Source organism: Mycobacterium sp. NGS49, assembly GCF_059812565.1.
Map to the genome: position 1 here is coordinate 304,010 of NZ_JCALCX010000001.1, position 12,491 is coordinate 316,500.

11 protein-coding genes are annotated in these 12,491 nt (G+C 66.4%); 2 read left to right on the forward strand and 9 right to left on the reverse strand.

Going from position 1 to position 12,491, the window contains the following annotated elements; all coding sequences use genetic code 11:
* Positions 1 to 43: 43 nt before the first annotated feature.
* Complete coding sequence (locus AC5Y7D_RS01355; RefSeq protein WP_499920767.1) at positions 44 to 1,288, forward strand: glycosyltransferase; 1,245 nt, start codon at positions 44 to 46, stop codon at positions 1,286 to 1,288.
* A 190-nt stretch (positions 1,289 to 1,478) separates the two neighbouring features.
* Positions 1,479 to 3,695 carry an AMP-binding protein gene (locus AC5Y7D_RS01360; RefSeq protein WP_499920769.1) on the forward strand — a complete coding sequence of 739 codons (2,217 nt, stop codon included), beginning with the start codon at positions 1,479 to 1,481 and terminating at the stop codon, positions 3,693 to 3,695.
* Positions 3,696 to 3,773: 78 nt separating this feature from the next.
* On the opposite strand, the gene AC5Y7D_RS01365 is transcribed toward AC5Y7D_RS01360, so the two are convergent.
* From AC5Y7D_RS01365 to AC5Y7D_RS01405, 9 genes are all read right to left on the reverse strand, one after another.
* Entirely contained in the window at positions 3,774 to 5,228 is a 1,455-nt protein-coding gene (locus AC5Y7D_RS01365; protein ID WP_499920771.1) for an NADH-quinone oxidoreductase subunit M, read from the reverse strand.
* A complete protein-coding gene (gene nuoL, locus AC5Y7D_RS01370; RefSeq protein WP_499920959.1) occupies positions 5,222 to 7,084 on the reverse strand; it encodes an NADH-quinone oxidoreductase subunit L in 1,863 nt (620 codons plus the stop codon). Before nuoL ends, AC5Y7D_RS01365 begins: the two co-directional genes overlap by 7 nt.
* 10 nt (positions 7,085 to 7,094) lie before the next feature.
* On the reverse strand, positions 7,095 to 7,235 hold the full coding sequence (locus AC5Y7D_RS01375; protein ID WP_499920773.1) for a hypothetical protein: 141 nt from the start codon (positions 7,233 to 7,235) through the stop codon (positions 7,095 to 7,097).
* Positions 7,236 to 7,313: 78 nt separating this feature from the next.
* Positions 7,314 to 8,147 (reverse strand): hypothetical protein, encoded by an 834-nt coding sequence (locus AC5Y7D_RS01380; protein WP_499920775.1) that lies wholly within the window; start codon positions 8,145 to 8,147, stop codon positions 7,314 to 7,316.
* Positions 8,144 to 9,322, reverse strand: coding sequence for an NHL repeat-containing protein (locus AC5Y7D_RS01385; protein WP_499920777.1), 1,179 nt, complete (start codon positions 9,320 to 9,322; stop codon positions 8,144 to 8,146). Before AC5Y7D_RS01385 ends, AC5Y7D_RS01380 begins: the two co-directional genes overlap by 4 nt.
* Complete coding sequence (locus AC5Y7D_RS01390; protein WP_499920779.1) at positions 9,319 to 10,188, reverse strand: NifU family protein; 870 nt, start codon at positions 10,186 to 10,188, stop codon at positions 9,319 to 9,321. Before AC5Y7D_RS01390 ends, AC5Y7D_RS01385 begins: the two co-directional genes overlap by 4 nt.
* Positions 10,185 to 11,429, reverse strand: coding sequence for a hypothetical protein (locus AC5Y7D_RS01395; protein WP_499920781.1), 1,245 nt, complete (start codon positions 11,427 to 11,429; stop codon positions 10,185 to 10,187). The genes AC5Y7D_RS01390 and AC5Y7D_RS01395 overlap by 4 nt, the downstream gene beginning before the upstream one ends.
* Before the next feature lie 5 nt (positions 11,430 to 11,434).
* Positions 11,435 to 11,710: a hypothetical protein gene (locus tag AC5Y7D_RS01400; RefSeq protein ID WP_499920783.1), complete on the reverse strand. Its 276-nt coding sequence runs from the start codon at positions 11,708 to 11,710 to the stop codon at positions 11,435 to 11,437.
* Between the two features lie 5 nt (positions 11,711 to 11,715).
* Entirely contained in the window at positions 11,716 to 12,486 is a 771-nt protein-coding gene (locus tag AC5Y7D_RS01405; RefSeq protein WP_499920961.1) for a hydrogenase maturation protease, read from the reverse strand.
* Positions 12,487 to 12,491 lie beyond the last annotated feature (5 nt).

A 12,491-nucleotide genomic window follows, 5' to 3' on the forward strand; every position in this document is an offset into this window, starting at 1 on the left:
CGACCGCCGCCCCGGACTGCTACGCGAAAGGCGGTCAACCGTCATGAAATTTGTCATTGCCTGCTACGGAACCAGGGGCGATGTCGAGCCCTGCACCGCAATCGCGCAGGAACTGGTGCGACGCAGGCACGACGTGCGAATGGCCGCCCCGCCCAACATGCTTGGCTTTGTCGAGTCGTTCGGGCTTCCGGTGGTCCCCTACGGGCCGGACTCGCGCAAGCAACAGGATGACAATTTCGCCAGTGACTTCTGGAAGAAGCTTAGGAAGCCGAACACATTCGTAAGCAGCGGCAGAGACTTTATTTCCAAGGGCTGGGCGGAGATGAGCGCAACCTTGACATCTCTTGCAGCGGAAGCCGATCTCATTGTGTCGAGCTGGATGTACCCAGGGATCGCCGCCAATGTCGGTGAGCACTATGACATCCCGGTTGCCATGCTCAACTTTGTCCCGCTGCAGGTCAACAGCCGACTCCTCCCGTGGCTACCGGCTCCGCTGAGTCGCGGCGCGCTTTCGACGGCTTGGTGGATGTATTGGCGTATGACCAGCGAGGCCGAAGCCGCGCAACGCCGCGCATTGGGTTTGCCCGCGGCGGCCGGCTCCGGGTGGCGGCGACACGGCGATCGGGGATCACTCGAGATCCAGGCCTACGACGAGCTGCTATTTCCAGGTCTGGCAACCGAATGGGCTGGGCGATGGCCCTTCGTCGGTGCGCTCACGATGGAGCTGCCAACCGAAGTCGATGACGAGGTCGCGTCTTGGATTGCCTCCGGTTCGCCACCGATCTATTTCGGATTCGGCAGCAGACCCATCAAATCGCCGGCGGACACGGTTGCCATGATCAGCGCGGCCTGCGACCAGTTGGGTGAACGGGCGCTGATTTGCACCGCCGAAAATGATTCCGTCCGGATCCCACGTTGCGACCACGTCAAGGTGGTAAGCGCGGTCAACCACGCGGCAGTATTTCCGGCTTGCCGGGCGGTTGTGCACCACGGCGGGGCAGGTACCACTGCTGCGAGCTTGCGGGCCGGAGTGCCGACCTTGATCCTCTGGTTCACTTCTGATCAGCCGATCTTTGGAGCTGCGGTCAAGCGGCTCAAAGTCGGCTCTGCTCGCAGCTTTTCGTCCACCACGCAGCAATCGCTGGTCGCCGACTTGAGCGCGATCCTCACACCGGAGCATGAGAAGAGGGCCCGCGAAATCGCCACCCGGATGAGCAAACCCGCCGACAGCGTGGCCGGCACCGCCGACATATTGGAAAGTGCGCTTAGCACGAGTCGGTCCGGCTGATGGGCGGCAGTATCACGATGACCGACCTCCCCGATGATCGGCCACCCGGCGTCGCATCAGCCGTCTGCCGCGGGATGCCGACAGACAGCAACTTCCCATCCCACGAAAACACACCACAACGAGATCGGAGCAAGGCGGTCAGATGCTCAGAGACAGCCGGTTTGCAGAACCATTGACTTTGCTGGACTTGATGCGGCAAAGGGCCGAAAGCTATCAAGACAAAGTTGCGTTCGACTATTGTCGTTTTCACCCTGGTGGCGAGGAACATAGCCAGCTCACCTATCGCGACCTGGACCTCAAGGCTCGAGCTGTCGCCGGCGTACTGCAAAGACAGGGCGCTGCAGGTGAACGCGTATTGGTGCTGTGCCACACGAGTTTGGACTTCATCGTCGCGTTCTTCGGGTGTGTGTACGCCGGGGCCGTCGCGGTGCCGGTGCATCCACCGGTTCGCACCCGGGTGATCGGGCGGGTCGCGTCGATCGTGGCGGATGTGCGGGCACGCTTCGTGCTCACCACAGCGCGGCTGCAAGCCGAGGTCAAGCCAGTGGTGGATGGATTGGCGGAAGGGAGTTCACTGCAGTGGTATGCGGTGGACAGCATCCTCTCCGACGCCGCATCGGAGTGGGTCGCGCCCCAGATCGGCGCGACTGCGCTCGCTTTCTTGCAGTACACCTCAGGCTCGACGAAAGCGCCTAAAGGCGTGATGATTTCACATCGGAACGTGTTGGCTAACCTTGACCTCATCGGCGCCGCGTGGGGACGCGCAGACGACAACGCGGTTGGTGTGTTCTGGGTTCCACTGCATCACGACATGGGCCTCATCGGAAGCATCCTCGAAATGATCAACGTCGGCGCCACTTGCTTCCTCATGCCCCCGGAGGCGTTCATCGAGCGCCCGATGCGGTGGCTGGAAGCACTGTCACGTTACCGGGGTACGATCACCGCCGCTCCGAACTTCGCCTACGATCTCTGCGTCGAACGCAGCAGCCGGGAAGAGCGCGCGGCCCTCGACCTGTCGAATTGGTCGACGGCGATGTGCGGCGGGGAGCCGATTCGGGCCGCCACCATTGAGCGCTTCACTGAAGCTTTCGGCCCCGCCGGATTCCAAAGGGAAGTGTTCAAACCACAGTACGGGTTGGCGGAGTCGACAGTACTAGCGTCCGGCAGGCCGGAGTGGGCTGTGCCGGTAGTGCGATATGTGGACAGGGTCGCCCTGCGCGAGCACCGTGTGGCTGAAGTCCCGATGAAGGACCCGGCCGCCACCCAGTTGGTCGGCTGCGGCCACGCGCAACCCGGCCATGAGATCGTGATCGTCGACCCGACGACCCGGCGACCTTGCGCGACCGGCGAAGTCGGGGAGATCTGGCTTTCCGGCGGAAGCGTCGCCGAAGGTTACTGGGGCAAGCCGGTCGAGACGGCGGAGACTTTCTCGGCTTTCCTCGCCGACAGCGAACGGGGGCCGTACCTGCGTACGGGGGATCTGGGTTTCCAGATCGAAGGCCAGCTGTTCTGCACTGGGCGGCTCAAGGATCTCGTCATCATCCGGGGCCGAAACTATTGCGCCGAAGACATCGAGGCCACGGTGCAGGCGAGCCATTCGGCGCTGCTGCGTGGCCGCGGGGCGGCCTTCTCGGTCACGTCACCGTCGAATGACGCCGAACGACTCGTTGTGGTGCAGGAGATCGACCGCCAGCGGATTCATGAGGGCGGGGCCCACGCGGTCATCGACGCGATCAGCACCGCCGTTACCGAGCACCATGAGGTGCAAGCGTCGTCCGTCATTTTGGTTGAGCCGCTGCGGATCCCAACGACGTCGAGCGGAAAGATCCGGCGGAGTGAATGTAGAATGCGTTTCCTTGACGGCGCCCTCGAGGTGTTCGCCGAGTGGCACGCGCCGGCCCTGCACGACCCCGCTCCGGCGGCAGCGCCCGCCGCCGCCCCGTTGTGCGCCGGACAGACACCGAGGCCCGCGTCGCGTAACGCGGCCGAGATCGCGACCTGGTTCGTCTCCAATCTTTCTCGGGAGCTCGAACTATCAGGAGCCGAGGTCGACACATCCCTACCGTTTGCGCATTACGGGCTGGACTCGGTCCGTGCCATCCGGTTGATCTCGGCATTGGAAACTTGGCTGGGATGCGAACTTTCGCCCACGCTCACCCAGGAATACCCGACGATCGACGAGCTCGCCCAACATTTGGTCGAGACCGCGTTCGCCGATGCGGCGGAGCTGGATGGCGCAGCGCGCGAAAGCGGTGGCGCCGCAAGCACATCCTCCGCGGATGTTGCCGGCTCACCGTGGATCGGCATGCTGACGCAGGTGCCCGAGGTTTCTGACGACGACGTCGATTCGCTGCTGCGTCAGGTTATTGCCGGCAAGGCGAATCCGAACGACGGACGGGCAGGATAACGTCTGGTCCAAGACCGCGACCGAGTCCCGGCAACCACACCACCCGAATTGCAGACTCCGGTCGCCACGACCCGGCCCCTAGTGGCCGGCGACACCATGCGCGATCGCCGGGGCGATGACGTCCAGAGCGGGTTTGGGATACACCCCCAGCACGATGAGCATGGCCAACAGCGGCATGACGACGGTCAACTCCCGGGGCAACAGGTCGCGCAGGTCGCCCCGCCGGGGACCCGTCATCATTCGCTGATAGAGCCACAGCATGTAGATCGCCGACAAGACCACTCCCGTCACCGCCAGCACGGCGAACACCGGATATCGGTCGAAAGTGCCGACCAACACGAGCAGTTCGCTGACGAAGGGCGCCAGGCCCGGCAACGCCAGGGAGGCCATGCCGGCGACGAGGAAGGTCCCGGCCAGCACCGGTGCCATCTGCTGAACCCCGCCGTAGTCGGCGATGAGTCGAGTCCCGTTACGCGACACCAGGAATCCGGCGATCAGGAACAGCGCGGCAGTGGCCAGGCCGTGGGTGACCATGTACAGCGCCGCGCCGGATTGTCCCTGGCTGGTCATGGCGAAAACACCCAGCACTATGAACCCGAAGTGACTGATGGAGGTGTAGGCGATCACGCGCATGATGTCGCTCTGCGCGATCGCCACCAGCGCGCCGTAGATGATGCCGATCACGGCGAGCGCGATCACGAACGGCCGGAACAGGACCGCGCTGTCGGGGAAAAGCCGCAGGCAATAGCGCAGCATGCCGAAGGTGCCGATCTTGTCAACGACGGCCATCATCAGCACCGCGGTTACCGGTGTCGCCTCGGCCGCCACCCCGGGCAGCCATGTATGCAGCGGCCACAGGGGCGCCTTGACGGCGAAGGCGAACAGGAAACCGAGAAATAGCAGGTGCATCACGCCCGGGTGGGCCGCCATGTCGCCCGAGGACAGTCCGGTGGCGATGGCGCGTGAATCGAACGTTCCGGTGGCCAGATTCAGGCCGATCAGCGCGGCCAGCATCAGCAACCCACCGAAGAGGCTGAACAACAGGAACTTCACGGCCGCCCGGGGCGCGCCGGCTCCCCCGTACCGCCCGATGAGGAAGTACATGGGGATCAACATGGCCTCGAAGAACACGAAGAACAGCAACACGTCCAGCGCTACCAGGGCGACCAGCATCATCGACTCGGTGACCAGCATGAGTGCCAGGTAAACACCGGGCCGGCCGACGTCGTTCCACCCGGCGAGCAACAACAGCGGCATCAGAACCGCCGTCATTACCACGAGCACCATCGCGACGCCGTCGATGCCGACGATGTAGCCGGCTCCGAATGACCTTATCCACGAATGCCTTTCAACGAACTGATACTCCTGATCCGCCGGATTGAAGCGCGCCCCCAGCACGCCGGCGATCGCCAGAACCGCCGCCGAGCTGCCGAGTGCGGTGTACTTGGCCGCCGCCGGACGGGCGGCCGGCACCGCCGCCACCAGCATCGCCCCGGCCAGCGGCGCCAGCCACAATGCAGTCAGGATCACCACGAACTCCCCAGGACGACACTCAACAGCAAGGCGGTGGCGCCGCCGAAGACGGTCAGTGCATAAGACCGGGCGAAGCCGGTCTGCACCCGCCGAACACCCGCCGACGCCGTACCGATCACCCGGGCGATCCCTTCGACGACGCCGTCGATGCCCACCCGCTCCACGCCGACCATTGCCCGCGACAGACGCAGACCCGGCCGCATGAACGCCGCCTCGTTCATGCTGTCCCCGAACAGGTCATGGCGCGCGGCGATCACCGCACCCGAAGCCCACTCCGACGCGGTTGTCCGCACCGGGCGGGTGGCGTACTTGCCCACCGCCACGACGACGCCGATGGCGAGCACCGTCAGGGTGACCGCGGTGAGCGCCCACCCGGGTATGGCCTGATGTGACTCTGCGGCGTCGGCGGGGCCGGTCACCGGTTGCAGCCAGCGTTGCAGGGTCCCGCCGTAAGCGAGCGCCGCCCCGCCGCCCACCGAGCCGACGGCCAGGACCAGCATCGGCACGGTCATGACGGGTGGGGACTCGTACGGATGAGTGCCGGGGCACCAACGCTTTTCGCCGCAGAAGGTCATGATCATGACGCGCGTCATGTAGAAGGCGGTGATCCCGGCACCGAGGAGTGTCACGAGCCCCAGCGGCCGGTCGGCCTCGAACGCGGCTTCGATGATCGCGTCTTTGGAGAAGAATCCCGCCAACGGCGGCACCCCGATGATCGCCAGATAGCCGAGCCCGAAAGTGGCGAACGTGATCGGCATATGTTTTCGCAGACCCCCGTAACGGCGCATGTCGGTCTCGTCGTTCATGCCGTGCATGACCGATCCGGCCCCCAGGAACAGGCCGGCCTTGAAGAAACCGTGGGTGAGCAGGTGCATGATCGCCAGCGTGTAGCCCGGGGGCCCCAGGCCCGCGGCGAGCACCATGTAGCCGACCTGCGACATCGTCGAGGCGGCCAGGGCCTCCTTGATGTCGTCCTTCGCGCAGCCGATGACGGCGCCGGACAACAGGGTCACTGCGCCGACCGTCACCACTGCGGTCCGCGCCACGGGCGCCAGGTCGAACACCGGGCCCGAACGGACGATCAGGTACACCCCGGCGGTGACCATGGTTGCCGCGTGGATCAGCGCACTGACCGGCGTGGGGCCCTCCATCGCATCACCGAGCCAGGACTGCAGGGGGACTTGGGCGCTCTTGCCGCACGCGGCCAGCAACAGGGCCAGCCCGATCGCGGTCACAGTCGACTGGGCGGCGGTCGGCACCGCTGCGAAAACCCCTGCGTACGAAATGGTTCCGAACTGGGTGAACATCACCATCAGCGCCAGCGCCAGTCCGACGTCGCCGACCCGGTTGACGAGGAATGCCTTCTTGGCGGCGGTGGCGGCCGCCGGCTTGTGCGACCAGAAGCCGATCAGCAGATAGGACGCCAAACCGACTCCCTCCCAACCGAAGTACAGGCCGAGGTAATTGTCGGCCAGTACCAGCAGCAGCATGGCGGCCACGAAAAGGTTCAGGTAGCCGAAGAACCGACGGCGGTCCGGATCCTCGCGCAGATAGCCGATCGAGTAAAGGTGGATCAACGCAGCTACGCCCGTGATCAGCAGCACGAAGCACACGCTCAGCCCGTCCAGTTGCAGGCCGAAGTCCACCTTCAGCGACGGCACCCAGGTGAACAGCGTTTCACCGATGACGCGCCCGGACGCCGCGCGCCCGCAAAGGTCGGCGAAAAGTACCGCAGCCCAACAGAACGAAGCGGCAACGGTCGCGGTTCCGAGCACGTGCCCCCAGGTGTCGGAACGCCGGCCGCCCAGCAACAACACCGCCGCGCCGGTCAACGGCAGCGCGATGAGCAACCACACAGCCACGGCGCTAACGCCTCAGTACCGCAGCGTCGTCCGGTTCGGACTGGTTCTGCTTGGCCATGACGGTCATGGCCAAACCGACCACCGCCTCGAACGCGACGGCCCCCGCGACGGCCGCCAGAACCATGATCAGGATGGAGAAGTCCACGCCTGACAGCTTGCGCGTGTGACGCTCACCGGCTTAACCCCGAATCGGGGGATTCGCTTGGTGATTGAGAGTGCCAAGTCAGCCCGGGCCCACCAGACCGGGGTCGAACGTCGCCCTGGCCGTCACCGAAGTGGCGGCTGCAGCGATCACGACGCCGGCGTCGCCTTCGTGACCCTTGGGGAAGACGATCTCGGCGCTGTCGGGTCCGTCGCGGTGCGCCATCAGCCAGTCGTAGAGCAACCAGTCGACCGCGCAGGTGACGGCCATCGGATCGGCTTCCGCGCGCTGTGCCGCCGCGATGACCGATTGCAACGCCTCCAGATGCTCTTTGCGGGCGGCGTCCTTGTTCACCCCCGAACTGTCGAACATGAGCATCGACAGCGTCAGCGGAAAGCGTTGCCCCGCTTCGGTGCGCAGCACCCAACGGCCGCCCAGCCAGGGCCGCGCCGGATCCACCTGCTGCATTTCCCCGAAGCCGCCCACCACCCCGAGGGAGGGCTCGTCGAGTTGGTCGTCGAGTGGTGCCGGGCCCAACAGGCCGAGCGGCTGGCGCGCTCGGATCGAGAACAGCGCGGCGGTCCCGATGATCTTCCCGGCCCGCAGATCAGGCTTCACTCCGGCTGGTTCGGCGGCAGCCGCGTACTCGAAGCACAACCGGTCCAGGGCGCGGTGCAGATCGACCAGATCGTCGCGCTCGTCCGCGCCCGCAGGACCCCTTCCCCCGCCCAGTATTTCGCCGAACCGCTCCGCGGCGACGATCAACGCGTCATCGAGCGCCTCCAAATGGGTGGCGACCAGCCGGTCGGCCTCTTCGTCGGCGGACACCAGCGCCTGAAGGGAGGTGCGTTTTCCACCAGGAGTCGCCCAGAAGAACCCGATCTGCCCATCGGTCTGCACGATTCGCGGTCTCACCGCCGCCGCCAGAGCACAACCCGATTGTTGCCCGAGTCCGCGACGGCAAGTCGGTCACCGTGCAGCGACAGACCGTACGGCCAACACAAGGTGTCACGCTGCACCGATGTCCAGCGGTTCTCGCCGTTGGCGTCGAAGCCCGGTTGCGCCAGGACGTAATCTGCCGCACGGCCGTCGGTGGATACCCCGTCCCACAACAGGATTCGGTTGTTGGCGGTGTCGGCGACGGCCAGCCGATCATCGGTGAGGCTGATGGCGTAGGGGAACCGGAAGCGGTCGCCGGTGTGCGGCCCGTAGGGCCATTCCTCGGCGCTGGTGAAATTCGGCTGACCCAGCAGGATGTCGGCTGGACGGTCGGTGTCGGGGGCGGGCGACCAGCCCAGGATTCGGTGGTTTCCGGCATCTGCGATCAACAACAGATCCTCGCGGCCAGCGATGTCGTGGGGCCATCGGAAACTGGCCGGACCGGCCGCCTCTCCCCTGTTCTCCGCACGGTGCCAAGCGGTCGGTTGACCCAGGACCACATCAGCGGGTTGGCCTGGGTCCGGAATCCCGTTGCGCCAACCAAGCACTCGGCGGTTGCCGGTGTCGGCCACCCAGAACGTGTCGCCGATGACCGCGATGCCGAACGGCCAGTAGAACGACGAGGCACAACACTGTGCGTCGGCGTTCGGCTCCACCGCGGACCCGTCAGGCTGTCCAAGCACGACATCCGGTGCGACGTCGCTGGTTTCGGGGACAGTGTGCCAGATCAGGATTCGATGGTGCCAGGCGTCGGCGACGACAAGCCGCCCGTCGTGTACCAGCACCCCGGTAGGCAGGTTCATGCCGCGTTCGGGGCCGCGACCGCAGGCCGCGCGACCTTCGCTGTGGCCGTCCGGCTGGCCCAGCACCACGTCGGCCGGTTGCTCGTCCTGCGACGGGATGCCGTGCCACACCAGCACGCGATGGTTACCGGAGTCCGCGACCACCAGATGCTCGTCGCCCAGGAACACACCGCGCGGCGAATACATCCACGCCATCGTGGGTTTCGCCGCCGGCAGGCTCAGGCCCCCGGGGGCCGGGGCGCCCAACCAGACGTCCGGCGACCAGCCGCCGCTGAGGTCGGTGGTGGCGATCGGTTCGGCGCGCGGCGGAAACGCGGTGATATTGCGCCGGACCGTGTAGCGGCTCATCCGCGTACTCGGACCCAGACGTCTCCGTTGTCGACGCGCAGCGGCAGTTGTTCGAGTTGTGCGCCCGGCGCACTGAGGCATTCCCCGGACGAGGCGTCGTAACAGAAGCCGTGCCACGGGCAGGTGAGGGTGCCGTTCTCCAGGTCCAGGATGGCGTTGTCCAACGGCATGGCCTCATGGGCGCATTCGTTGCGGTACGCCGAGAGCCGGTGCTCGACGCTGACCACCAGCACCTCGGCTCCCTCCCCCGCATCGGTCACCAGGCTGCGGACGGTGACCTCGCCGTCGGGAACATCGGCGGCGGACCCGAGCTTGGCCCAGCCGTCCCGGGACGGGCCCAGGCGCAGGGCCTCCAGCGGGATCAAGGTCGGTGACGGCTCGTTGGGCAGCACCTCGACTTCGGTGATCGACGGGACGCCCCCGACCAGAGCCTCCTGCACCAGGTTGCGCAGCGTCACCGACGACATCGAGCAGCCGTTGCAGGCGCCTTCCAGCCGCACATAGGCGGTGCCGTCCTCGACCCGGACCAGGCTGACATCGCCTCCGTGGCTCTGCAATTGCGGCCGCACCGACACCAACACCCGGTTGGCGTGGGTGACCGGATCCGGTCGGATGATCTCGTGCAGCGACAGCAGCAGGTGCACCACCGGGTCGTCCACCAACTCGAACAACACCGCGCGTGCCGCGTCGTCTTCGCGCATGCGGCGCACCATGGTCACCAGACCGGCACGATGCACGGCTTCGAGCGCGGACTTGAGTTCCTCGGCCACGGCGCGGGCTTTGGGGTCGAGGTCGGCCAGCGCGGCGACCGCGTCGTCGACCCGCTTGGCCAGTTGCTCCAGACCGGGCTCGATCACGGTGGTCATCGGTCCGCCCCGGCACGCAGCAGCGTGAGCTGCCGGGCGATTTCGTCGAGCACGCCGCGAACGGCTCGCACCGAGTCGTGGTCCTGCTGCTCCTCGAACAGGAAACGCGCCTCGTACAGCTTGGCTTTCGCCTGGTCGAACATGCCGAGGTGCGCCAGGGCATTGCCCTGGTTGGCCAGCACCCTGGCCCGGCCCTGCGGATCGGTGTGGCGGTCGCGGGCCGCAAGGACACCTTCGTAGAGTTCCACCGCCTCCATCAGGTTGTCGGCCTGATGCTTGGACGGCGTATAGACGAGCGAGTTAGCCAAATTGAGCTGCACGCTGGCCCACTGCTCGGGATGCTGCTCCGGGGTGTAGACCTTCAGCGCCGACCGCAACGACTGCGCCGCGACACCCAGGCGCAGCTGGCCGGACGCCTCGACCATCGGCATTGTCAAATAGGCGGTCGCGAGGTTGGCGTGCGCGGACGCCCACAGCAGCGGCGCCTCGTCACGCAGCACCAGTTGCAGTGCGGAGTGGTAGTGCGGGATCGCCTGCGCCAGCAGTCCCGGATTGTCCTGCGCCCGTTCATGTATCAGCCCCGCGATGGTGAGGTGCAGTTCGGCGCGTGCGATGCGCAGGCCTTCGGCGCCGTCGAGCAGCCGCACCGCGCGCTCGAGACGTTGTTGGGCCGAAGGATCGTCGAGGTCACGGCAGATCGACCCGGCCGCCCCGACCATAACGCCCTCGAGACACCGCGACACCGGTGCCGCCGCCGCAGCGGCACGTTCCAGCAAGGCCAGCGCGGTCGCCGAATCGGCCTGCAGCAGCGCATGACTCGCTTGTGCCGACAGGACGACGGCGGCCAGTTCGCCGGTGACGCCGTCGGCATCGGGTGGGGTGTCGCGCCGGCCGACGGTGAACAGCACCAGGTCCACCAGCACACCGAATTGGCCCAGATCGGCGCGCAACGTGTCGGTGTCGACGCCTTCGGGCTGCAGCACGAACCGGTTGTAGCGGGTGACGGGATCCTCAGCGGTGAGGTGTGCCAGCGCCGCTTCGACGTCGCCGCCATGGGCAAATTCAAGCCCCCGAAGCTCTTCCGGCCACACGTCCGGCTCATTGCCGTCCAACAATGCCGTACGCACGTTCTCGGCACCCGCCGGAATCAGCAGATAGCCCAGCGGCAGGGGGAAGGCGCCGAGCGGTTGCGGCCTGGCCGCGATCGTCACCGCTCGGGCCAACTCAGGCGCTGTGGTCATGTCGTTCACCCATTGATCGGTCCTCGGATATTGCGCTCGGCGGCGCGCTTGATCAGGCTCGCCGATATCTCGGCGCGCCGCTTGGTGTGGTGGGTGTCGATGCGCCGGCGGACCACTCCGTCGGCGAACACTACGATGATCTCCACCGCCCACCGGCCGTGGTCTTCCACGACTACGGTCTGAACGTCCAGTGCCTCGTCGGCCGAGCTGTCGGCGCGAACCACCGTCGGCGGGCGCACCGGCTCCTCCTGTTGCCCCCCGTCGGTCGGACGCTCAGCCATCAGAATCACCCTGGCAGCTCCGGCACGTCCTGCAAGGGGATTCGCAGCGACTTCTGTGCATCGTCCCAATATGCACCAGTGACGCCGACACGTCCGTCGATCACCTCGCGGATCAGCAGCGAGCGGTCACCGGCGGGATTGCGTTGCTTCAACAACAGCCCGCCGCTGCGTGGGCCCCGCAACGGGATCAGCCACAGCTCCCCGTCGCGGAGCACCGCGACCACCGCATCGGACGGAAACCGGCTCGCCGCCAGCGACGCGTCCAGGCGCAGATAGCCGTCCGCGGTGAATTCGACGGTGACCTCGCTGTCCGCCACCGGCCGCAGGCCGGCGAAGTATTCGGTCTCGATCCGGTCGATGACGAGTTCCATGGCCGCCTCGACGGGTTCAGACAGGTCAGCGCCGAGTTCCACACCGGCGACCTCGATCAGGTAGACGGCGATATCGGTCGGGCAGTCGTCGCCGAGCGCCCAGCGCGCGAACGCGATGGCGTGGTCCCACCGGAACGAATGCGTGTGCAGGCCCTGCAGTGGCGGCAAGTCGGCCAACTCCTCACCCGGCACCTTGAAGATGGTGCCGGGGGCCGAACCGGTGGCCGCGGCGTCGATGATCACCACCCGTTGAGCGCCGCGCATCTGGAACGCCACGTCCATTCCCGCGGTGCCACCGTCGACCAAGCGACCCCCTTCGGGGACGCCCCGCTCCCACAGGTGCCGGACCAGGACCGGTCCGACTCCGTCGTCGCCGCGCAACAGGTTGCCGCAGCCGACGACCAGGACCT